The organism is Pseudomonas haemolytica (assembly GCF_009659625.1).
GTDB classification, from domain to species: domain Bacteria; phylum Pseudomonadota; class Gammaproteobacteria; order Pseudomonadales; family Pseudomonadaceae; genus Aquipseudomonas; species Aquipseudomonas haemolytica.
This window is the reverse complement of record NZ_VOIW01000003.1, coordinates 317785-340864: the sequence shown is the minus strand read 5'-3', so window position 1 is coordinate 340864 and position 23080 is coordinate 317785. Positions and strand designations below refer to the sequence as shown.

Here is a 23080-nt window from a genome sequence, read left to right as displayed (position 1 = left end):
GGGGCTGGCTTGCCTGCGATAGCATCGCCTCAGTCTTTCTGATACACCGAGGCGTCTGCATCGCAGGCAAGCCAGCTCCCACATAAAGCGCTGCGAACGACTCCGGATACGTTCTGTAAAACCTCCCCGCCTCGCTCTTCCCCACCTCGTCTACCCTTGAAAAACCCGCAGGAAGCGGCCTCACTTTCAAGGAACGAGCATGTCCCTCGCCATCGTCCACAGCCGCGCCCAGGTCGGCGTCGAAGCCCCTGCCGTCACCGTCGAGGTGCATATGGCCAATGGTTTGCCATCGTTGACGCTGGTGGGCCTGCCGGAAACGGCAGTGAAGGAAAGCAAGGACCGCGTGCGCAGCGCCATCCTGAACTCAGCGCTGCAATACCCAGCTCGCCGCATCACCCTTAACCTTGCGCCTGCCGACTTGCCCAAAGACGGCGGGCGTTTTGATTTGGCGATTGCCCTGGGGATCCTCGCAGCAAGCGTGCAGGTGCCGGCGTTGATGCTCGATGACGTGGAATGTTTGGGAGAGTTGGCCCTGTCCGGCGAGGTACGGGCGGTGAAAGGTGTGTTGCCGGCAGCGCTGGCAGCCCGCAAGGCCGGGCGCACTGTGATAGTGCCACGCGAAAATGCCGAGGAAGCCTGCCTGGCGTCGGGGTTGAAAGTGATTGCGGTGGATCATTTGCTGCAGGTAGTGGCCCACCTGAACGGGCATGTGCCGATTGAACCGTACAAGTCCGATGGCTTGCTGTATTTAAACAAACCTTACCCGGACCTGAGTGAAGTGCAGGGCCAATTGGCAGCCAAGCGCGCTCTACTGATCGCGGCGGCAGGCGCACATAACCTGTTGTTCAGCGGGCCACCGGGCACCGGCAAGACCTTGCTTGCCAGTCGGCTACCGGGCTTGCTGCCACCGCTGAGCGAGCAGGAAGCACTGGAAGTCGCCGCGATCCAATCGGTGGTCAGCCTGGCTCCGCTGAGCCATTGGCCTAATCGCCCGTTTCGTCAGCCACACCATTCGGCATCCGGGCCGGCGCTGGTGGGCGGCGGCTCAAAACCGCAACCGGGTGAAATCACCCTGGCCCACCACGGAGTGCTGTTCCTGGATGAACTGCCGGAGTTTGATCGCAAGGTACTGGAAGTGCTGCGCGAACCATTGGAGTCGGGGCATATCGTGATCTCCCGCGCCCGCGACCGGGTGAGTTTCCCGGCGCGCTTTCAACTGGTCGCGGCGATGAACCCCTGCCCTTGTGGCTATATGGGTGAACCCAGTGGGCGTTGCCGGTGCACGCCGGAGCAGATCCAGCGCTATCGCAACAAGCTGTCCGGGCCGTTGCTGGACCGGATCGACCTGCACCTGACGGTGGCGCGGGAGACCACTGCACTGAACCCCTCCCAACAGGCCGGCGAAACCACCGCGCAAGCGTCCGCCCAGGTCGCGCAAGCCCGTGAGCGCCAGCAACAGCGCCAAGGGTGTGCCAATGCGTTTCTCGATCTGCCGCGGCTGCGTGAACACTGCCATTTGGCGAAAGCCGATGAAAGCTGGCTGGAAGGCGCGTGTGAACGGCTGACGCTATCCCTGCGCGCAGCCCATCGGTTGCTCAAGGTCGCGCGTACCCTGGCGGACCTTGAGCAAGTGGAAGACATCGCTCGCCATCATTTGGCGGAGGCCCTGCAGTACCGACCGGCAGCAGTTGGCTAGCAGCGCTCAGGAGAAATCCAACAGCAGCCTCGCCACTTCCATCACCTCATCCAACACTGCTTTGGCCGACTCGGCGGAAGGATTGAGCATCAGGTCATCGGCGTAGCCCATCGCCAGGGCGAAGATCTGCCGTGCAGCGCGCTGGGGCGACTCGCAGCGAAACACACCGGCAGCAACGCCCCGTTCGATCACCTCGGCAAGCATGCCTTGCCATTGGGCGTTGATCACCAGGTAAGCCTGGGCCATTTGCGCGTCGTGCATAGCCTCGTCCCAGGCGTCCAGCCAGAGAGCCCAGCCTGCATCGGCGGTGCTCGGCAGGCAGTCGCTCAAGAACCCCACGAGAGCCTCCTGCGGTGGCGCATCGGCCAAGGGCTCGCGCACTTCATCCAATTGCTCATTGGCAAAGCGCACAAAGGCTTCGCGGCGCAGTTCATTCCAGTCGCTGAAGTAGTGATAGACATGGCTGCGCGACAGCCCTGCATGTTCGGCCAAGTCACGGGTGGAAACATCGGCAAACCCCTTGCTGCGAAACAGCTCCAGGGCGGCTGCGATGATCTGGTCTTTACGGTCGATACGCGACATGGGCAATTCCTTCGAGCGCGGGTAGATAAGCGGCGCTTGCTTTTTGAGCGATCGCTCAAGGATACTTGAGCAGTCGCTCAATAATAGCGTCTATCACTCCCTTGGTGCACCCATGACATCCGTCACCCCACAAATTCTGATCGAAGAAAGCAAGAAAATCGGCCAACAGTCCGCCAGCCAGACGCTCAAGGCCATCGCCAAAGCCTATCCCGGCAAGCTGTTCTGCACGCTGTCGCTGGTGGCGCTGGAAAATGCATTGTTGCTGGCTTACCCGCTGTTTGCCGGGTTCGCGGTGGATTCGATTATCCGCGGCGATGCCACTAGCGCGTTGTTCTACGCCGCCGTGGTCATGGCGTTCTGGGTGGTCGGGGCTGCGCGGCGGGCGCTGGACACGCGCACGTTCACGCGCATCTACGCTGACCTCGCGGTACCGGTCATTCTCAACCAGCGCCAACAGAACCACAGCACCTCGAAATCGGCGGCACGGGTGGTGCTTGCACGGGAGTTCGTCGACTTCTTTGAAAAGCACGTGCCGATTATCGCCACAGCGTTGGTGTCGATCGTGGGCGCGGCAGTGATGTTGATCGTGATTGAACCGTGGGTGGGCATGGCATGCCTGGCCGCGCTGCTGCTGTGCATCACCTTGTTGCCACGCTTTGCCCAGCGCAATCAGGAACTGCACGAGCGCCTGAATAACCGCCTGGAGAAAGAAATCGGCCTGGTCGAAAAGGTCGGCGCGCCGACCCTGCGACGCCACTACCAGGTACTGTCTCGCCTACGCATCTGGCTTTCAGACCGCGAGGCCGCGGCGTACCTGTTTCTCGGCACGCTGGCAGCTTTGCTGTTCGTGGTCGCGATCAGCCAGTTGGCCTTGTCCCCAGCGGTCAAGGCCGGCCACATCTACGCGGTCATGACCTACCTGTGGACCTTCGTCACCAGCATGGACGAAGCGCCAGGGATGGTCGACCAACTGGCGCGGCTCAAGGACATTGGCAAGCGCGTAGACCCGGGGCTCGGCGACCACTAAGCCTCAACGAAAGCGGTCCACCTCATGGCGCAAGCCAGCCGCCAAGGTCTCCAGTTCCTTGGCGGTAACCGCCAGGTTCGACACCACTTCGCGCTGCTCACTGTTGGCCAGCGCAATGCTCTGCAAGTTGCTGCTGAGCAAGGTCGCGGTGCTGCTCTGCTCTTGGGTGGCGGTGGTGATCGCAGCAAACTGCTGGCCGGCCGAGCGGCTTTGCTCGTCGATACGCGCAAGGGCCGAGGCCACGTCGGCGTTGCGCGACAGGCCTTCCTGCATCAGTACGTTGCCGTGTTCCATAGTGCTGATGGCGTTGCCGGTTTCTTGCTGGATGCTCTGGATCATCGCGGAAATTTCATCGGTGGCCTGGCGGGTGCGCGAGGCCAGGTTGCGCACTTCGTCGGCGACCACGGCGAAGCCACGGCCTTGCTCACCAGCACGGGCGGCTTCGATGGCAGCGTTGAGCGCCAGCAGGTTGGTCTGTTCGGCGATGGAAGTAATCACACCGACGATCCCGCCGATTTCCTGGGATCGCTGGCCCAGGGTGTTGATCACCGCAGCGGTACTGTTCAGGGCGGTAGCGATATGTTCCAGGGACGCTGACGCCTCTTGCATCGAGGTACGGCCGATACGGGTCTGCTGGGCATTCTCTTGCGCCAGGCGCTCGGTATTGCCCATGTTGTCGGCGATGTTCAACGAGGTGGCGCTGAACTCTTCCACCGCGCCGGCCATGCTGGTGATCTCGCCGGACTGCTGCTCCATGCCTTCATACGCACCTCCGGACAAACCCGACAACGCCTGGGCGCGGCTGTTGACCTGTTCGGCAGCACTGCGGATATGCGAAACCATGGTCGACAACGCTTCACCCATCTGGTTGAAGCTGCGCGCCAGTTGGCCGATCTCGTCATGGCTGGACACATTAAGGCGCGCACTCAAGTCGCCCGCGCCCAGGGCTTGGGCCTGGCGTACCAGGTCGCTCAAGGGCGCCAGCTTGCTGCGCAACAGCCACACCGTGGCACCCACTGCCAGCAACATCGCCAGCACACTGCCGATCACCAGGCGGATGCCGACTTCCCACGTCACTGCGCGAATTTCAGCCTTGGGCATGCTCGCCACAACCGCCCAGGGGCCGCCTTCGAACGGCACCGAGACGCTGTAGAAATCTTCGTGCTTGTCGCTCCAGAAACGGCCTGCTCCCGGTTTCTTCGCCAGGTCGAGCATCACCGCAATGGCCTCATCCGGCGCCTGCACCCCAGCCGGCGCCACCAGCCAGTGCTTCTGTTCATCCAGCAGCGCGAGGGAGCCAGTCTGGCCGATGCGGAAGCGCTTGAGGTTTTCAAACTGGGCGTTCTGGGCGTCGGTGTAATCGAAACCGATGAACAGCACGGCGATAACCTTGCCACTGCTGTCACGCACCGGGCTGTATTGGGTCATGTAGGAACGGTCGAACAACACCGCACGGCCAATGTAGGTCTGGCCACTGGCAACACGCTGGTAGGCCGCGCCCTGACGGTCAAGCACGGTGCCAATGGCGCGGTTACCGTCCTGCTTGGTCAGTGAAGTGCTGACGCGGATAAAGTCGTCGCCGCTGCGCACGAACACCGTGGCCACGCCACCGGACATCTGCTTGAACTCATCCACCTCTTCGAAGTTGTTGTTCAGTACCTCGTTGCCCAGGTAAAGGCTCGGGGTCTGCACGCCGGCCACGGCCACCGGCTGGTCCGCACGCACACTCAAGCCAGCACCGAAGCGCTTTTCAAACAGCCCGCTCAAACGCTGGGTACTTTCGCGCAAGGTGCTGTGGAAGGTATTGAGTTGATCGGCGAGCAAACGCGCCTCGCTGGCCAGGTGCTCCTCGCGGGTGTCGAGGTTGGCGGAGTCGAGGGAACGCAGGGCGAAGACGGTACTGCCGCTGATAACGACAGCCAGAATCACGGCGAGTGCGAGACCTAACTGGGAGGCAATCCGGGCACGAGGTTGAGGCATGACAGCTCCTGGCCGAGGCCAGGATCATCCTGATCTCTTAGCGCTGCTCGGCAAATTATCGAGTGGGAAGCGTTGGTGCACGATGGTTCCAACACACCTTCTTCGGCGGCGCTTGGCAATACTTGAGCGAATCACAGGGGTATCCCGCAAACGATTGCACCAGCGGCCTGGCCCCACTCAATCGAGGCGTTCGACCCGGGGCAAATCCATCGCTTTGACTTCACCTTGAAGAAACTCCGCCAACCGCCGCAAACGCTCGCCGCCTGGGCGGGTTTTCGGCCACACCAGGTAGTAGCTCTCCCCACTGGCCACTGCCGTTGGCCACGGCAGGCTCAGTCGTCCTTGCGCCACATCTTCAGCCACCATCAGCAAATCACCCATTGAGACGCCATAGCCTCGCGCCGCCGCGATCATGCCCAGCTCCAGGGTGTCGAACACCTGCCCGCCCTTGAGGGACACCTGGGACGAGAGCCCCATGCGCTCCAGCCAGTTGCGCCAGTCGCGGCGGTCTGGCGTGGGGTGCAGCAACTCGGCGCTCGCCAGGCGTGCGGCATCCCAGGGGCCATCGTCCAGCAGGTTCGGCGCGCCCACGGGAATCAGCAATTCGGGGAACAGGTAGCTGGCCTCCCAGTCCGCCGGAAAATGCCCATAGCTCAACAACACCGCACAGTCGAAGGGCTCCTGGTTGAAGTCCACCTCGTCCACACTCATCCACGCACTGGTCAACTGCACCTCATTGCCTGGCTGCAACGCGCGGAAGCGACTCAGCCGCGCCAACAGCCAGCGCATGGTCAGTGTCGACGGCGCTTTCATGCGCAAGATGTCATCTTCAGCGTTCAGGGTATGACAGGCGCGCTCCAGCGCCGCAAACCCCTCGCGCACCCCGGGCAACAATAGGCGTGCGGCTTCTGTGAGTTGCAGATTGCGGCCGCTGCGCTGGAACAGTCGGCAGGCGAAATGCTCTTCAAGGGTACGGATATGTCGGCTCACCGCACTCTGAGTAATGGACAGTTCCTCCGCCGCGCGGGTGAAGGAGTTATGCCGGGACGCGGCTTCAAATGCACGCAGGGCATACAACGGAGGAAGACGGCGAGACATTGAAAAGCTCCGACGGCGCGATATCGGCACCCTACCAGAATCACTCAGGCATGAGTTTTAATCATGCGAACGATCGCTTTTATCCTTTTGTGCAATGGGCTTAAAGCGTCGAGAATCAACCCTCCCCCAACCCCCTGAATTTTCGAGTGTGATGATCATGCAACATCCGGCGCGTATCGAACTCTGGGCCATTCTGCGGCTGTCGGGGCCGTTGATTGCCTCACAGTTGGCGCACATGCTGATGGTGCTGACCGACACCCTGATGATGGCGCGCCTGAGCCCCGAAGCCCTCGCCGGTGGTGGTCTGGGCGCAGCGAGCTATTCGTTCGTGGCGATTTTCTGCATCGGCGTGATTGCCGCCGTGGGCACCCTGGTCGCCATTCGCCATGGCGCGGGGGATATCGGCGGCGCCACCCGCCTGACCCAGGCCGGGCTCTGGCTGGCGTGGTTGATGGCCCTGGCGGCGGCGTTGCTGCTATGGAACCTGAAGCCGGTGCTGCTGATGTTCGGCCAGACCGAAACCAACGTAACCGCAGCAGGGCAATTCCTGACGATGCTGCCGTTCGCCCTGCCCGGCTACCTGAGTTTCATGGCACTGCGCGGGTTCACCAGCGCCATCGGCAAGGCCACCCCGGTGATGGTCATCAGCCTGTGCGGTACGGTGGTCAACTACCTGCTCAACCACGCGCTGATCGAAGGCATGTTCGGCCTGCCGAAACTGGGCCTGATGGGCATTGGCCTGGTGACCGCCATCGTTGCCAATGGCATGGCGCTGGCACTGATGTGGTACATCCGCAGCAACCGCGCCTACGCCGCCTACCCACTGAGTACCGGCCTGCTGCGCCTCAATACTCAATATCTGCGCGAGCTGTGGCGCCTGGGCCTGCCGATTGGCGGCACCTATGCGGTGGAGGTCGGGTTGTTTGCCTTTGCCGCGCTGTGCATGGGCACCATGGGCAGTACGCAGTTGGCGGCGCATCAGATCGCCCTGCAAATCGTCTCGGTGGCGTTCATGGTGCCGGCGGGGATGTCCTACGCAGTGACCATGCGCATCGGCCAGCATTACGGCGCCGGGCAGTTGCTGCAGGCGCGCGTGGCCGGGCGGGTCGGCATAGGCTTTGGCGCCATGGTGATGTTGGGATTTGCCGTGGTGCTGTGGCTGTTTTCCGACCCATTGATCGGGTTGTTCCTTGATCATGATGACCCGGCGTTCCACGACGTCATCGTCCTGGCCGTCAGCCTGCTGGCCGTCGCTGCCTGGTTTGAACTGTTCGACGGCGTGCAGACCATCGCCATGGGCTGCATCCGTGGTTTGAAGGACGCCAAGACCACCTTCCTGGTGGGGTTGGGCTGTTACTGGCTGATTGGCGCACCTTCGGCCTGGCTGATGGCGTTCACTTTAGGCTGGGGGCCAACCGGTGTGTGGTGGGGCCTGGCGTTGGGCCTGGCGTGTGCGGCGGTGAGCCTGACGTGGGCGTTTGAGGCCAAGATGAAGCGGATGATTCGGCAGGAGCCGGATGTTCGCCCAGGATTCCAGGCTGCACTGCCTGACTAGCGAATGCGCACAGTCAATGTGGAAGCCAGCTCCCGCATTTAATCGGGTTTACAAGGCTCAACCCAGCAGTGCCTGTTGGCTCTTGCCAAACATCAGGTATTCCACCAACTCCGGCAACGGCAACGGCTTGCTGATCAAGTAACCCTGGGCCTGGTCGCAACCAAACAAGCGCAACAGCGCAAGCTGCTCGGGTGTTTCCACGCCTTCGGCCACCACTTCCAGGTTGAGATTGTGGGCCAGGTTGATCATCGCATGCACCAACTTGCGGTTTTCTTCGCGCTCTTCCATGCCGCCGACAAAGCTCTTGTCGATCTTCAACAAGGCAATCGGAAGGCTGTTGAGGTGCACGAACGAAGAAAAGCCGGTGCCGAAATCATCCAGGGAGAACCGCACGCCAAGTCGGCCAAGGGCGTCCATGGTCTGCTTGACCAGGTCGCTGCGGCGCATCACGGCGGTTTCGGTCAGCTCGAACTCCAGCCATTGCGCTTCCACACCGCGCTCGGCAATCAGGCGGCTGAGTGTGGAAAGCAATTGGCTGTCCTGGAATTGGCGAAACGACAGGTTGACCGCCATGTGCAGCGGCGGCAGGCCGCGCTCGCGCAGGTCTTGCATGTCGCGCAGGGCCCGGGAAATCACCCAGTAACCCAATGGCACGATCAAGCCGCTCTGTTCGGCCAGGGGCACGAATTCGCTGGGCGGCAACAAACCGCGCTCGCCGTGGCGCCAGCGCACCAGGGCTTCGAGGCCGACAATATGCCCGTCGTCCAGGTCCAGGCGCGGCTGGTAATGCAGTTCCAATTCATCACGGCGCAAGGCCCGGCGCAGTTCACTTTCCAAGTCGGCCAGGCTGCGGGCGTTGCGGTTGATGCGCTCGTTGAAGATGTGAAAGGTGCAGCCCTGGGTGCTTTTGGCCTGCTGCATGGCGATATGGGCGTGCCACATCAACGGGTCGGCGCCGGCTCGGGCGCGAGCATGCGCCACGCCCAGGCTGCAGCCGATCAACAGGCTTTCGCCATCCACCCAGTAGGGCTCGGCCATCACTTCGGTGATGCGCTCAGCCATCCACTCGGCGCGCTGCGGCGCCCGGCGGGTATCGATCAGCAGGGCGAATTCATCGCTACCCAGGCGCGCCAGTTGGTCCCCGGCTTCGAGCTGGCTCTTGAGCCGCGACACTACTTGCAGGATCAAGCGGTCTCCGGCCTGATGGCCAAGGGCATCGTTGGCGTGACGAAAATTGTCCAGGTCCAAATGGCCGAGGGCCAGGCCGCGGCCTTCGTTTTCTGCCAGCCGCGCCGCCAGCAAGGTCTGGAAACCCTGGCGGTTGGCAATACCGGTGAGCGGGTCCTGCTCGGCCAGGCGCTGCAAGGTGCTCTCCAGCACGCCGCGCTCGCGCACGTGACGCAGGCAGCGGCGCAGTGTGTCGGCGTCCAATACATCCAGGATCAACCAGTCGCTGACACCCAGCGGCGAAACCAGCGGCTCCTGCTCCAGCAGCAATACACACGGCAAGCTGCAACGGCCGGGGCCGGGTTGCAGGCTGGGCGTGGTCAATAGCACGGCACCTTGGTCGTCATCGAACAGACGACTCACCGAGTCCCAGTTGGGCGCACTGATCAGCACAGCCCCTTCGCCCATCGGCGCCAGGCACTCGCGCAACAACGCTGCCCACGCCGGCGTATCGGCCAGCAGCAGCAAACGCAAGGGTTCGACAGGCGTAGACAAGCTAACTCCCTAGACTCTGCAAAATTTCGTTGGCGGTGGCATTATGACGTGCGGCCTGACAATGACAAAGGCATGACAAAGGCATGACAAATGATAGGTATTATCAAATACGCAGACTGTGAATAATAGTCTCGATTATTCCCCCACATCCTGCGGCAAAGTAGCAAAACCGGCAAATTTAGATCGAGTGGTACGTCACACCGTCGTTCTATGGAAGCAGAATCTTTCCAGCCTGTTAAAATGCCCGCCCTTTTGAACAACGACTCCTCACATTCCGTATGTCCCGACTCAATCCCCGGCAGCAAGAAGCCGTGAACTACGTCGGCGGCCCTCTATTGGTGCTCGCCGGCGCTGGCTCCGGCAAGACCAGCGTGATCACCCGCAAGATCGCGCACCTGATCCAGAACTGCGGCATCCGCGCCCAGTACATCGTCGCCATGACCTTTACCAACAAGGCGGCGCGGGAAATGAAAGAGCGGGTCGGCACCCTGCTCAAGGGTGGCGAAGGCCGCGGCCTCACCGTGTGTACCTTCCACAACCTGGGGCTGAACATCATCCGCAAGGAGCATGTGCGGCTGGGCTACAAGCCGGGCTTCTCGATCTTCGACGAGACCGACGTGAAAGCCCTGATGACCGACATCATGCAGAAGGAATACGCGGGCGACGACGGCGTCGACGAGATCAAGAACATGATCGGCGCCTGGAAAAACGACCTGGTCCTGCCCGCCGAGGCCCTGGAAGCCGCCCGCAACCCCAAGGAACAGACCGCTGCCATCGTCTATACCCACTACCAGCGCACGCTCAAGGCGTTCAACGCGGTGGACTTCGACGACCTGATCCTGCTGCCGGTCAAGCTGTTCCAGGAACACAAGGACATCCTGGAGAAGTGGCAGAACAAGGTGCGCTACCTGCTGGTGGACGAGTACCAGGACACCAATGCCAGCCAATACCTGTTGGTGAAGTTGCTGATCGGCACGCGCAACCAGTTCACCGTGGTAGGCGACGACGACCAGTCGATCTACGCCTGGCGCGGCGCCCGCCCGGAAAACCTGATGCTGCTCAAGGACGACTACCCGTCCCTGAAGGTGGTGATGCTGGAGCAGAACTACCGCTCCACCAGCCGCATCCTGCGTTGCGCCAACGTGCTGATCTCCAACAACCCCCACGAGTTCGAGAAACAACTGTGGAGTGAGATGGGCCACGGCGATGAGATCCGCGTGATCCGCTGCCGCAACGAAGACGCCGAAGCTGAGCGCGTGGCTGTGGAAATCCTCAGCCTGCACCTGCGCACCGACCGGCCCTACAGCGACTTCGCGATCCTCTATCGCGGCAACTACCAGGCCAAGTTGATCGAGCTGAAATTGCAGCACCACCAGGTGCCGTATCGCCTGTCGGGCGGCAACAGCTTTTTCGGACGCCAGGAAGTGAAAGACCTGATGGCCTACTTCCGGTTGATCGTAAACCCGGACGACGACAACGCCTTCCTGCGCGTGATCAACGTGCCGCGCCGCGAGATCGGCTCCACGACCCTGGAAAAACTCGGCAACTATGCCACCGAACGCAAGATTTCCATGTATGCCGCCACCGACGAAATCGGCCTGAGCGAGCATCTGGATACGCGCTTCACCGATCGCCTGTCGCGCTTCAAGCGCTTCATGGACAAAGTGCGCGAGCAGTGCGCCGGTGAAGACCCGATCAGCGCCCTGCGCAGCATGGTCATGGACATCGACTATGAGAACTGGCTGCGCACCAACAGCTCCAGCGACAAAGCCGCGGACTACCGCATGGGCAACGTCTGGTTCCTGATCGAAGCGCTGAAGAACACCCTGGAAAAAGACGAAGACGGCGAAATGACCGTCGAGGACGCCATCGGCAAGCTGGTGCTGCGCGACATGCTCGAGCGCCAGCAGGAAGAGGAAGACGGTGCCGAGGGTGTGCAGATGATGACCTTGCATGCCTCCAAGGGCCTGGAATTCCCTTACGTGTTCATCATGGGCATGGAAGAAGAAATCCTCCCGCACCGCTCCAGCATCGAAGCCGACACCATCGAGGAAGAACGGCGCCTGGCCTACGTGGGCATTACCCGTGCGCGTCAGACACTGGCCTTCACCTTCGCCGCCAAGCGCAAGCAATACGGCGAAATCATCGATTGTGCCCCCAGCCGGTTCCTTGACGAGCTGCCACCGGACGACCTGGCCTGGGAAGGCAATGACGACACCCCCACCGAGGTGAAGGCCGTTCGCGGCAACACCGCCTTGGCGGATATACGCGCGATGCTAAAGCGCTAGAATCGACTACTTTTTAATCTACTTTCGGCGCCTGTTGCGCCATCAGAGGAAGCTTTCCGTGGAAGCACTGCACAAGAAAATTCGCGAAGAAGGCATCGTGCTTTCCGATCAGGTTCTCAAGGTCGATGCCTTTCTGAACCACCAGATCGACCCGGCGCTGATGAAACTGATCGGCGACGAATTCGCTGCGCTGTTCAAGGACTCGGGGATCACCAAGATCGTCACCATCGAAGCCTCGGGCATCGCCCCGGCGATCATGACCGGGCTGAACCTGGGCGTGCCGGTGATCTTTGCTCGCAAGCAGCAGTCGTTGACCCTGACAGAAAACCTGCTGTCGGCAACCGTGTACTCCTTCACAAAGAAAACCGAAAGCACCGTGGCCATCTCCCCGCGCCACCTGACCAGCAGCGACCGCGTGCTGGTTATCGATGACTTTTTGGCCAACGGCAAGGCGTCCCAGGCGCTGATCTCGATCATCAAGCAGGCCGGCGCAACCGTGGCCGGCTTGGGCATTGTGATCGAGAAGTCGTTCCAGGGTGGGCGTGCGGAGCTGGATGCGCAGGGTTATCGGGTTGAGTCGCTGGCGCGGGTGAAGTCGTTGGCGGGTGGTGTCGTGACCTTCATCGAGTAAACACAATTCAAAATGTGGGAGGGGGCTTGCCCCCGATTGCGGTGTATCAGTCACAAAATATATTGACTGACCCACTGCTATCGGGGGCAAGCCCCCTCCCACATTTGCCTTATGGTGTTTATTAGTGCGCGGTGGCCTGTAGGCCCGCAAGTAGCAGGCGCTGGTACAAGTCTTCCTTGACCCCCTCCGGGCGATCCAGCTGCATCCGCTTAAGGTGCTCGGGAAACGCCTCCGGCTCCGGTGCATCCAGCGCCGCCTTGCCCAGCTCCAGAATCTCCGTCAGCTTGAATTTGCTCTTGAGCCAGTTCAGCGCCCGCAACAAATCCCGCTCCTCATCCGTGAAATCACTGCCCAGCGGGTATTCCGGAAACAACTGGCGATGACGCGCCTGAATCCCCTTGAGACGCTCCGGCGTATTGTCGGCAAAGCGTGGGGCCAGCTGGAAATCCTTGGGCAGCTTGCCAGCCTTTTGCGCCTGCTCGATCAATTCCTCCTGGAACCGTGAGTCGGTGATATTCAGCAACGCTTCGATCACCTTGGCATCCGTCTGACCACGCAAATCGGCAATGCCGTATTCGGTAATGACAATGTCCCGCAGATGCCGGGGAATGGTGCAGTGGCCGTACTCCCAGACGATATTGGAGCTGACCTCCCCCCCTGCCTCGCGCCAGCTGCGCAGGATCAGGACTGAGCGCGCACCTTCCAGCGCATGCCCCTGGGCCACAAAATTGTATTGCCCGCCCACACCGCTGAGCACACGGCCATCTTCCAACTGGTCGGCCACGCCAGCGCCGAGCAACGTCACCATGATCGCGCTGTTGATAAACCGCGCATCCAGGCGCTGTAAACGCTTGAGCTCTTCCTGGCCGAACAGCTCGTTGATATAGCTGATGCCGGTCATGTTGAATTCGAGGCGCTTGGCGTGGGTCATTTCCTGTAAGCGCTGGTAAAAACTTCGCGGCCCTAGAAAGAAGCCGCCATGGATCGACACGCCATCGGGTTGCGCCGCATCGTCCAGGGTGCCTGCGTTGGCCTGCGCCTGGGTCGCCACATCCGGGTAGACCTTGCGCCGCACAATCCCGGCATCCGCCAGCACCAACAGGCCGTTGACGAACATCTCGCTGCAACCGTAAAGACCACGGGCGAAAGGTTCGACACCGCCCTCACGGCTGATCAATGGCGCCCACTGATACACATCCAAGTCCGTCAGCAACAGCCGGTAGGCTTCGTTATCGGCCTGGCGCGCCAGCAAAGCCGCGGTCAGCGCATCGCCCATGGAGCCGATGCCGATCTGCAAGGTGCCGCCGTCACGCACCAGGGTGCTGGCGTGCAAACCGATAAAGTGATCCTGGAAACCCACCGGCATGTTCGGCGTGGAGAACAGCGTGGTGCTGTCCTTTTCGTCGATGAGGTAATCGAATGCGTCCATGCCCAATTCGGCGTCGCCGGGCATGTAGGGCAAATCGCTATGGACCTGGCCGACAATGAGGATGGTTTCCCCGGCTTCGCGGCGCTTGGCGATCATCGGTAGCAGGTCGAGGGTGATATCCGGGTTGCAGCTCAGGCTCAGGCGGTCGGGATGCTCGGCGCTGCTGGCAACCAGTTGCGCCACCAGGTTCAACCCGGCGGCGTTGATGTCACGGGCGGCATGGCTGTAGTTGCTGCTGACGTAATCCTGCTGCGCTTGAGCGCTGTGGAGCAGGCTACCGGGCTGCATGAAAAACTGCTGCACCTGGATATTCTTCGGCAGGCTGTCCTTGTGCAGGTCGGCGAGGAAATCCAGCTCTGGGTAGTCGCCAAACACCCGCTCGATGAAGGGTTCAAGGAAGCGTTTCTGCAAGCCATCGCCCATGGTTGGGCGGCCCAGGGCCAGCGCGGTGTAGATCGTCAACGCCCGCTCCGGCAACTTGGCAATGCGCCGGTATAGCGCATTGGCAAACAGATTGGGCTTACCCAGGCCAAGCGGCATACCCATGTGGATATGCGCCGGCAACCGCGCCAGTACGTCGTCAACTGCTTGCTCGATTGAACACAACTGCACCATCCGACTGCTCCCGAACATTCCATGAATTGGAGTTGGACCGAGCTTGCCGGGTCTTTGCTGCAATGACCAGCCTCGAAACATAAATCGTGGGCACAAAAAAGCCGCTCGTAAGCGGCATTTTTGACGAAGTTCGCTGATTACAAGCCGGACATCTTCTTGATAGCGGCCTTCAGGTCGTCATCCGAGCAATCGGCACAGGTGCCCTTCGGCGGCATGGCATTGATACCCGTGATCGCTTTCGCCAGGATGCCATCGAGGCCACCTTGATGATCGGCGCGCTCTTTCCACGCGGCGGTGTCGCCAATCTTAGGCGCACCCAACAACCCAGTGCCGTGGCAAGCATTGCAATGCTTGGCAATGACTTCGTCTGGCGTCTTCGCGCCTCCGCCACCAGCAGCCACAGCCACTTCCATGCCCTTGCATTCCTGGCCCTGGACGCACACCTGGCCCACAGGCTCCAGGCGCTTGGCAATGTCATCGTTGGTCGCAGCTTGAGCGCTGACAGCCCATAGGGCCAGTACGGTTGCTGGTGCAGCCAGCATTTTCATAATTAGGTTCACGCGTTCACCCTCAATGGTGGCTATTCACGCCTGCGGCCACGGTTTCGCAGGCGGCGAAAGTATAACGGTTAGCCCGTCCGGCCGAAACAACCCTATTAAATAAAGGGAGATTCGGCTGCACGGATACAGCTACGGGAGCCTCTGCAACGCTGGCAGGGCGCCTCTGTTCTTAAAAGTTCGCAGGTGTGGCTGCGCTGATTAGTCGCGCCGGCACGTCGAACGGGTTGCGAAAACGATGAGGCTTGGTGCTTTCAAAGTAGTAGCTATCGCCAGCTTCGAGCACAAAAGTTTCGAGACCGACCACCAATTCCAGGCGACCTTCCACCAGGATCCCGGTTTCTTCGCCTTCATGAGTGAGCATCTCTTCGCCCGTATCGGCACCCGGTGGGTAGATTTCGTTGAGAAAAGCGATGGCCCGGCTCGGGTGCGCTCGACCCACCAGTTTCATGGTGACGGCACCGTCAGAGATGTCGATCAGCTCATTGGCTTTATAGACGATCTGCGTCGGTATTTCCTGGAGGATCTCCTCGGAAAAGAACTCGACCATGGACATGGGGATACCGCCCAGCACCTTGCGCAAGGAGCTGATCGAGGGGCTGACGCTGTTTTTCTCGATCATCGAAATGGTGCTGTTGGTGACGCCCGCACGCTTGGCGAGCTCACGCTGGGAAAGACCTTTGAGTTTACGGATGGATTGCAGTCGTTCGCCGACGTCCAATGCAGGAGCCTCCTAGGATTCAGGCTTTGTTGTAATTGAGCGTTATCATGGCGACAGCGTTCAGTATTTACAACACTTGGGCCTAAATCCCGGCCTGCTCGGTTCGTTGCCGACGGCTAAGCGCCGCAATAGAGCCGCGGCACTCTGCGCAGATTGCAGAAGATCTGGTAGGGAATGGTCTCAGCGGCCACGGCAACGTCGCTGGCAAGGATATTCTTGCCCCACAGCTCCACCGTGGAGCCGAGGCCCGCCTGAGGCACGTCGGTGAGGTCGACACAGAGCATGTCCATCGACACACGCCCCAGCAACTGGCTGCGCTGGCCTGCCACCAGTACCGGCGTGCCGGTGGGCGCGTGGCGCGGGTAGCCGTCGGCATAGCCCATTGCAACCACGCCGATGCGCATCGGCTTGGACGTGACGAACTTGGCGCCATAGCCCACGGGTTCGCCGGCCGGCAGTTCGCGCACGCAGATGACTTTCGATTCCAGGGTCATCACCGGCTGCAAACGTGCGGCCAAGGCCTGTTCTTCACCAAATGGCGTGGCACCGTACAGCATGATGCCCGGACGCACCCAGTCGCTGGACATCGCAGGCCAACCCAGCACTGACGGCGAGTTGCGCAGGCTGACCTCGGCGGCCAGGCCCTTTCGCGCCGCCTCGAATACCGCGACTTGCTCATCACTGCGCACGCAATCGAGTTCATCGGCGCGGGCGAAGTGGCTCATCAACACGATCTTGGCCACTTTGCCGCTGGCCAGCAGGCGCTGATACGCCTCGTGGTAATCCTTGGGATGCAGGCCGACGCGGTGCATGCCCGAGTCCAACTTGAGCCATACCGTCAAAGGCTTGCTCAGGCGGGCCTGTTCGATGGCGTCCAACTGCCACAGCGAATGCACCACGCACCACAAATCATGCTCGATGATCAGCGGCAGCTCGTCGGCTTCGAAAAAGCCTTCCAGCAGCAGCACCGGCGCACTAATGCCAGCAGCACGCAGCTCCAGCGCTTCCTCGATGCACGCTACGGCAAACCCGTCGGCCTCGGCCTCCAGCGCCTGGGCCACACGCACGGCACCATGGCCGTAGGCATCCGCCTTGACCACGGCGAGAGCCTTGGCCCCCGTGACTTCACGGGCCAATTGGTAGTTATGACGCAGGGCTTGGAGGTCGATCAGGGCACGGGCTGGACGCATGGCGGCAGGCTTCTAGGCAGCAAGGTAAAGAAAAAACCGGTGCCGACCAACAGCGTCGGCGCCGGGAGAGGGATCGTTATTAAGGCAGTGCTGCCACGACTGAAAGCTCGACCAGGATTTCTGGTTCGCACAGTTTGGCTTCAACCGTAGCACGGGCCGGGGCGACGCCCTTGGGCAACCACTTGTCCCATACCGCGTTCATGCCGGCAAAGTCGGCGTCGATGTCCTTCAGGTAGATGGTCACCGACAGCAACTTGGTCTTGTCGGTACCCGCCAGGTCGAGCAAACGCTCGATATTGGCCAGGGTTTCACGGGTCTGCTGTTCAATCCCGGCACTCATGTCGTCGCCGACTTGCCCTGCCAGATACACGGTACCGCTGTGGACAACGATCTGGCTCATGCGCTCATTGGTGAGCTGGCGCTGGATTGACATGTTTTGCGGACTCCTGGTGGTTGCCATAACGGGAAATATCGAGGCCTGCGGCGCTGATCTGCGGGGTTTTCTTCGCCATCAGGTCGGCCAGCAAGCGACCGGAACCACAGGCCATGGTCCAACCGAGCGTGCCGTGGCCGGTATTCAGGAACAGGTTCTTGAATGGCGTGGCACCGACAATCGGCGTGCCGTCGGGTGTGGTCGGACGCAGGCCGGTCCAGAAACTGGCTTGGGTCAAATCACCGCCCTGAGGATAAAGGTCGTTGACGATCATCTCCAGGGTTTCGCGTCGACGTGGGTTCAGCGACAGGTCAAAACCGGCTATTTCAGCCATGCCACCCACGCGAATGCGGTTGTCGAAACGGGTGATCGCGACCTTGTAGGTCTCGTCGAGAATGGTCGAAGTCGGCGCCATGGCCGGGTTGGTGATCGGCACAGTCAGCGAGTAACCCTTGAGCGGGTACACCGGTGCCTTGATCCCCAGTGGCTTGAGCAACTTCGGCGAGTAGCTGCCGAGGGCCAGCACGTAGCGGTCGGCGGTTTCCAGCTTGCCGTCGATCAACACACCATTGATGCGATCGCCCGCGTAATCGAGGCGCTGAATGTCTTGTTCAAAACGGAATTCCACACCCAGCTGCGTGCACATCTCGGCCAGGCGCGTGGTGAACATCTGGCAGTCGCCAGTCTGGTCATTGGGCAGACGCAGGGCACCGGCGAGGATATCGGTGACGCTGGCCAGGGCCGGCTCAACGCGGGCAATGCCGGCGCGGTCGAGCAGTTCGAACGGCACACCGGACTCCTTCAGCACGGCGATGTCCTTGGCGGCACCGTCGAGCTGAGCCTGGGTGCGGAACAGCTGGGTCGTACCGAGGCTGCGGCCTTCGTAGGCAATACCGGTCTCGGCGCGCAACTCGTCGAGGCAGTCGCGGCTGTACTCGGACAGGCGCACCATGCGCTCCTTGTTCACCGCATAGCGGCTGGCCGTGCAGTTGCGCAGCATCTGGGCCATCCACAGGTATTGATCAATATCGGCAGTGGCCTTGATCGCCAGCGGCGCGTGGCGTTGCAGCAGCCACTTGATGGCTTTGAGTGGCACGCCCGGCGCGGCCCATGGCGAAGCGTAGCCAGGGGACACCTGGCCGGCGTTGGCGAAACTGGTTTCCATGGCAGCGGCGGGCTGACGGTCGACCACAACGACATCGAAGCCGGCCCGAGCCAAATAGTAGGCACTGGTCACCCCAATGACGCCGCTACCCAAGACCAGAACGCGCATTTTTATATCCTCATCACGGGCTTCGCCGCTGACGTGTGTTATTCGAGCAATGATGGGCGCAGTATAAAAAGCAATCACCAGTGCATTTCACTATATAAATGCCTATATTTGGCGACAATTCTCGGCAAAAACCCTTTTCACAGAGGCGTATCCCCTATGCGTACCAACACCCAGACCAAGCGGGAGCTGGACAAGATCGACCGCAATATCCTGCGCATCCTGCAAACCGATGGGCGTATTTCGTTCACGGAGTTGGGGGAAAAGGTCGGGCTGTCCACCACACCCTGTACCGAGCGCGTGCGACGCCTGGAGCGCGAGGGAATCATCATGGGCTACAACGCCCGGCTCAACCCTCAGCATTTGAAGGGAAGTTTGCTGGTATTTGTCGAGATCAGCCTCGATTACAAGTCTGGCGATACCTTTGAAGAGTTTCGTCGCGCCGTGCTCAAGCTGCCCCATGTGCTGGAGTGCCACCTGGTGTCAGGGGACTTCGACTACCTGGTGAAGGCGCGGATTTCCGAAATGGCCTCGTACCGCAAATTGCTTGGCGATATTTTGCTCAAGCTGCCCCATGTGCGCGAGTCCAAGAGCTACATCGTGATGGAGGAGGTGAAGGAGAGCCTGAATCTGCCGATCCCGGATTAACTGGCACAAACACGGTCAGACCAGTACCTGCCGGGTGCTCGCCATGTACTCATGGATCTGCTTTTCCACCCGAGGATGAATGAGCTCCACCGGTCGCCGGCCATTGGGGCACGGCAAGGTCTTGGTGGTGCCGAACAGGCGACAGATCAGCGGCCGCTCGTCATACACCGTGCAACCATTGGGCCCCAGGTGTACGCAGTTCAGCTCATCCATCGCCGCCTCCTGCTCGGCGGCGGTCTTGCGGGGCAGGCGCGACATTTCCTCGGGCGAAGTAGTCACCGGCCCACAGCAGTCGTGGCAACCGGGGACGCACTCGAACGAAGGAATCTGTCGACGCAGCGCACTGATTTTCTGACTGTTGCAACTCATCGAAACACGTACCGAACGGTGAATAGGCGTGGATTCTGACGCAAAACGCCCCGCGCAGACAGCGTCGTCCGACCGCTGTATCCTGCGTCAAATTTTCCAAACAGGGATGCCCACGATGACCACCAGCGCCCGGCACACCGCTTCCTACTACGCCGCCAGCAGCGTGCCGCAACCGGATTACCCGTCGTTGACCGGCGATGTGAGTGCCGATGTGTGCGTGATTGGCGGCGGTTTTTCCGGGCTCAACACCGCGTTGGAACTGGCCGAGCGCGGCTTCAGCGTGGTGTTGCTGGAGGCGCACAAGATCGGCTGGGGCGCCAGCGGGCGTAATGGCGGCCAGTTGATTCGCGGCGTAGGTCACGGGCTGGATCAGTTCGCCAATGTGATCGGCAGCGACGGTGTACGCCAGATGAAGCTGATGGGTCTGGAAGCCGTGGAGATCGTGCGGGAACGCGTGGAGCGTTTTCAAATTCCCTGCGACCTGACCTGGGGTTACTGCGACCTGGCCAACAAACCCCGCGACCTGCAAGGCTTGGCGGAAGACGCCGAAGAACTGCACGGCCTGGGCTACCGCCATGAGGTGCGCCTGCTGCAAGCCAGCGAGATGGGCAGCGTGATCGGTTCAGACCGCTATGTAGGCGGCATGATCGACATGGGTTCAGGCCACCTGCACCCGCTGAACCTGGCGCTGGGTGAGGCCGGCGTCGCACAGCAATTAGGCGTGAAGCTGTACGAACAATCGCAAGTGACCCGCATCGACTACGGCCCCGAGGTCAAGGCGCACACCGCTCAAGGCACCGTGCGCGCCAAGACCCTGGTGCTGGCCTGCAACGCCTACCTGAACGGGCTCAACCCGCAACTGAGCGGCAAGGTGCTGCCCGCCGGCAGCTACATCATCGCCACCGAGCCCTTGAGCGAGGCGCAAGCCGCCAACCTGTTGCCGCAAAACATGGCCGTGTGTGACCAGCGCGTGACGGTGGACTACTTCCGCCTATCCGCTGACCGCCGCCTGTTGTTCGGCGGCGCCTGTCACTATTCCGGTCGTGACCCAAAGGACATTGGCGCCTACATGCGGCCGAAGATGTTGCAGGTGTTCCCACAATTGGCCGATGTGAAGATCGACTACCAATGGGGCGGCATGATCGGCATCGGCGCCAACCGGTTGCCGCAGATTGGCCGCCTGGCGGATCAACCCAACGTATATTACGCCCAGGCCTACGCCGGCCACGGCCTCAACGCCACCCACCTGGCGGGCAAGCTATTGGCCGAAGCCATCAGCGGCGAGCAGCAGGGGCGCTTCGACCTGTTCGCCCAAGTGCCGCATATCACCTTCCCCGGCGGCAAACACCTGCGCTCACCGCTGCTGGCCCTCGGGATGCTCTGGCACCGCCTCAAGGAACTGGTCTGATCAGTCGCGCCAAAAGGGTTTCAACCCTTCATGACGCGCCTGTTCAGCTGTAAGCCCTACGTCGCGCAATTGTTCACAGGTCAGGTCCAGCAGGGCCTTGCGTGTATGACGACGATGCCAGAACAACCCCCAGCGGCTATTGGTCGGCGCAGTCATTGCTCGCTCCTGCCCCGCTTCCAGTTCCTGACTGTGTAACGCCAGCCGCACATCGCTCATACCGTTCATTTTACTGCCCCTCATTGGCGTGTTGCCTCGAGTGACCAGAATGCGCCTGCGGCCAAAACCATTACAGATTCAACCTACCTTTATTAAATCCATACAGATACTGCCTATGCACGGCTGAATCCTGTATTTTCCCCCTATCTGTACTGGTCTCCAGGAGCGACCGTCATGACCCTCTACGTCAACCTCGCCGAATTGCTTGGCACCCGTATTGAACAGGGTTTCTACCGCCCCGGTGATCGACTGCCCTCGGTGCGGGCCTTGAGTGTTGAACATGGGGTCAGCCTGAGCACCGTGCAACAAGCCTATCGGTTGCTCGAAGACAATGGCCTGGCGACGCCCAAACCCAAGTCTGGTTACTTTGTGCCAGTCGGCCGCGAGCTGCCGGCGCTGCCCGAGGTGGGTCGCCCAGCGCAGCGCCCCGTGGAAATCTCTCAGTGGGACCAGGTGCTTGAGCTGATTCGTGCGGTGCCGCGCAAGGACGTCATACAGATGGGCCGTGGCATGCCAGATGTATTGTCGCCCACCCTCAAGCCGCTGTTACGCAGCCTGGCGCGGGTGAGCCGGCGCCAGGATCTACCGGGGCTGTATTACGACAATATCCTCGGCTGTATGGAACTGCGCGAGCAGATCGCGCGCCTGTCATTGGACTCCGGCTGCCAACTGAGCGCCGAAGACATCGTGATCACCACCGGTTGCCACGAGGCGCTGTCCGCCAGCATCCACGCGATTTGCGAGCCCGGGGATATTGTCGCGGTGGATTCGCCCAGCTTCCACGGCGCCATGCAGACCCTCAAGGGCCTGGGCATGAAAGCCCTGGAAATCCCCACCGACCCGCTCACCGGTATCAGCCTCGACGCACTGGAACTGGCGCTGGAACAGTGGCCGATCAAAATCATCCAGCTCACTCCAAACTGCAACAACCCGCTGGGCTACATCATGCCGGAGGCGCGTAAACGCGCACTGCTGACCCTGGCCCAACGCTTTGACGTGGCGATTATCGAAGACGATGTATATGGCGAACTGGCCTACAGCTACCCCCGCCCGCGTACGATCAAATCCTTCGACGAAGATGGCCGCGTGCTGCTGTGCAGCTCGTTCTCGAAAACCCTGGCACCGGGCCTGCGCATTGGCTGGGTCGCACCGGGGCGATACCTGGACCGGGTGCTGCACATGAAATACATCAGCACCGGCTCTACGGCCACCCAGCCGCAGATCGCGATTGCCGAATTTCTCAAAGGCGGCCATTTCGAGCCGCACTTGCGCAGGATGCGTACGCAATACCAGCGTAATCGCGACTTGATGCTCGATTGGGTCAGCCGTTACTTCCCGGCTGGCACGCGCGCCAGTCGACCCCAGGGCAGCTTCATGCTGTGGATAGAACTGCCGGAGGGCTTCGACACCTTGAAGCTCAATCGTGTACTGGTGGAACAAGGCGTACAGGTAGCAGTAGGAAGTATCTTTTCTGCCTCTGGCAAGTACCGCAATTGCTTGCGCATGAACTACGCTGCCAAGCCAACGCCACAGATTGAAGAGGCCGTGCGCAAGGTCGGCGCCGCCGCGAGCAAAATGCTGGCCGAAACGGCGGACTGACCTTTCCCGCTCAATTGCCGTCATATGCCGACAACCGCCCTGACCT

The 23080-nt window shown here is 61.1% G+C and carries 20 protein-coding genes and 1 pseudogene; 8 read left to right on the top strand and 13 right to left on the bottom strand.

Features of this window, described 5'->3' with window-relative positions:
- Nucleotides 1-199: 199 nt before the first annotated feature.
- Complete coding sequence (locus FRT59_RS11940; RefSeq protein WP_153871299.1) at nt 200-1696, top strand: YifB family Mg chelatase-like AAA ATPase; 1497 nt, start codon at nt 200-202, stop codon at nt 1694-1696.
- Between the two features lie 6 nt (nt 1697-1702).
- Here FRT59_RS11940 and FRT59_RS11935 read toward each other — a convergent pair whose 3' ends face one another.
- A complete protein-coding gene (locus FRT59_RS11935) occupies nt 1703-2278 on the bottom strand; it encodes a TetR/AcrR family transcriptional regulator (protein ID WP_153871298.1) in 576 nt (191 codons plus the stop codon).
- A gap of 112 nt (nt 2279-2390) precedes the next feature.
- Here FRT59_RS11935 and FRT59_RS11930 point away from each other — a divergent pair, with 112 nt between their 5' ends.
- The gene (locus FRT59_RS11930) at nt 2391-3305 is read left to right on the top strand and encodes an ABC transporter six-transmembrane domain-containing protein (RefSeq protein ID WP_198809674.1); all 915 of its coding nucleotides are present in this window, start codon (nt 2391-2393) and stop codon (nt 3303-3305) included.
- Between the two features lie 3 nt (nt 3306-3308).
- Here the strand turns inward: FRT59_RS11930 and FRT59_RS27530 are convergent, their stop codons facing one another.
- The 3 genes and pseudogenes from FRT59_RS27530 to FRT59_RS11920 form a co-directional block, all read right to left on the bottom strand.
- A complete protein-coding gene (locus FRT59_RS27530) occupies nt 3309-4031 on the bottom strand; it encodes a methyl-accepting chemotaxis protein (RefSeq protein ID WP_425338804.1) in 723 nt (240 codons plus the stop codon).
- 180 nt (nt 4032-4211) lie between these two features.
- Nucleotides 4212-5285: pseudogene (locus FRT59_RS27525) on the bottom strand (Cache 3/Cache 2 fusion domain-containing protein); the annotation flags it as partial.
- Between the two features lie 177 nt (nt 5286-5462).
- On the bottom strand, nt 5463-6383 hold the full coding sequence (locus tag FRT59_RS11920; protein ID WP_153871295.1) for a LysR substrate-binding domain-containing protein: 921 nt from the start codon (nt 6381-6383) through the stop codon (nt 5463-5465).
- A gap of 151 nt (nt 6384-6534) precedes the next feature.
- Between FRT59_RS11920 and FRT59_RS11915 the strand changes: the two genes are divergently transcribed.
- On the top strand, nt 6535-7938 hold the full coding sequence (locus FRT59_RS11915; protein ID WP_034116396.1) for a NorM family multidrug efflux MATE transporter: 1404 nt from the start codon (nt 6535-6537) through the stop codon (nt 7936-7938).
- Between the two features lie 57 nt (nt 7939-7995).
- Here the strand turns inward: FRT59_RS11915 and FRT59_RS11910 are convergent, their stop codons facing one another.
- Nucleotides 7996-9660: a putative bifunctional diguanylate cyclase/phosphodiesterase gene (locus tag FRT59_RS11910; RefSeq protein WP_153837362.1), complete on the bottom strand. Its 1665-nt coding sequence runs from the start codon at nt 9658-9660 to the stop codon at nt 7996-7998.
- 278 nt (nt 9661-9938) lie between these two features.
- Between FRT59_RS11910 and rep the strand changes: the two genes are divergently transcribed.
- Together rep and FRT59_RS11900 are read left to right on the top strand one after the other, a co-directional pair.
- Complete coding sequence (gene rep / locus FRT59_RS11905) at nt 9939-11948, top strand: DNA helicase Rep (protein ID WP_153837361.1); 2010 nt, start codon at nt 9939-9941, stop codon at nt 11946-11948.
- Between the two features lie 58 nt (nt 11949-12006).
- On the top strand, nt 12007-12579 hold the full coding sequence (locus FRT59_RS11900) for a xanthine phosphoribosyltransferase (protein ID WP_003195447.1): 573 nt from the start codon (nt 12007-12009) through the stop codon (nt 12577-12579).
- A gap of 121 nt (nt 12580-12700) precedes the next feature.
- Here FRT59_RS11900 and FRT59_RS11895 read toward each other — a convergent pair whose 3' ends face one another.
- From FRT59_RS11895 to dadA, 6 genes are all read right to left on the bottom strand, one after another.
- Nucleotides 12701-14623: an acetyl-CoA hydrolase/transferase C-terminal domain-containing protein gene (locus tag FRT59_RS11895; protein ID WP_153871294.1), complete on the bottom strand. Its 1923-nt coding sequence runs from the start codon at nt 14621-14623 to the stop codon at nt 12701-12703.
- Between the two features lie 137 nt (nt 14624-14760).
- Nucleotides 14761-15171 (bottom strand): c-type cytochrome, encoded by a 411-nt coding sequence (locus tag FRT59_RS11890; RefSeq protein WP_153871459.1) that lies wholly within the window; start codon nt 15169-15171, stop codon nt 14761-14763.
- Nucleotides 15172-15352: 181 nt separating this feature from the next.
- Nucleotides 15353-15901: a cupin domain-containing protein gene (locus FRT59_RS11885; RefSeq protein ID WP_003176893.1), complete on the bottom strand. Its 549-nt coding sequence runs from the start codon at nt 15899-15901 to the stop codon at nt 15353-15355.
- 116 nt (nt 15902-16017) lie between these two features.
- On the bottom strand, nt 16018-17091 hold the full coding sequence (alr, locus tag FRT59_RS11880) for an alanine racemase (RefSeq protein WP_153871293.1): 1074 nt from the start codon (nt 17089-17091) through the stop codon (nt 16018-16020).
- A 79-nt stretch (nt 17092-17170) separates the two neighbouring features.
- A complete protein-coding gene (locus FRT59_RS11875) occupies nt 17171-17524 on the bottom strand; it encodes a RidA family protein (RefSeq protein WP_034116404.1) in 354 nt (117 codons plus the stop codon).
- Entirely contained in the window at nt 17496-18797 is a 1302-nt protein-coding gene (dadA, locus tag FRT59_RS11870) for a D-amino acid dehydrogenase (RefSeq protein WP_034116405.1), read from the bottom strand. The genes FRT59_RS11875 and dadA overlap by 29 nt, the downstream gene beginning before the upstream one ends.
- A gap of 156 nt (nt 18798-18953) precedes the next feature.
- Here dadA and FRT59_RS11865 point away from each other — a divergent pair, with 156 nt between their 5' ends.
- On the top strand, nt 18954-19442 hold the full coding sequence (locus FRT59_RS11865; RefSeq protein WP_003176896.1) for an Lrp/AsnC ligand binding domain-containing protein: 489 nt from the start codon (nt 18954-18956) through the stop codon (nt 19440-19442).
- A gap of 15 nt (nt 19443-19457) precedes the next feature.
- Here the strand turns inward: FRT59_RS11865 and FRT59_RS11860 are convergent, their stop codons facing one another.
- Complete coding sequence (locus FRT59_RS11860; RefSeq protein WP_017135860.1) at nt 19458-19811, bottom strand: YkgJ family cysteine cluster protein; 354 nt, start codon at nt 19809-19811, stop codon at nt 19458-19460.
- A 115-nt stretch (nt 19812-19926) separates the two neighbouring features.
- Between FRT59_RS11860 and FRT59_RS11855 the strand changes: the two genes are divergently transcribed.
- The gene (locus FRT59_RS11855; protein ID WP_034116407.1) at nt 19927-21219 is read left to right on the top strand and encodes an NAD(P)/FAD-dependent oxidoreductase; all 1293 of its coding nucleotides are present in this window, start codon (nt 19927-19929) and stop codon (nt 21217-21219) included.
- Here the strand turns inward: FRT59_RS11855 and FRT59_RS11850 are convergent, their stop codons facing one another.
- Nucleotides 21220-21444, bottom strand: coding sequence for a DUF1127 domain-containing protein (locus tag FRT59_RS11850; RefSeq protein WP_034116408.1), 225 nt, complete (start codon nt 21442-21444; stop codon nt 21220-21222).
- A gap of 165 nt (nt 21445-21609) precedes the next feature.
- Between FRT59_RS11850 and FRT59_RS11845 the strand changes: the two genes are divergently transcribed.
- Entirely contained in the window at nt 21610-23034 is a 1425-nt protein-coding gene (locus tag FRT59_RS11845) for an aminotransferase-like domain-containing protein (protein ID WP_034116409.1), read from the top strand.
- Nucleotides 23035-23080: the final 46 nt, after the last annotated feature.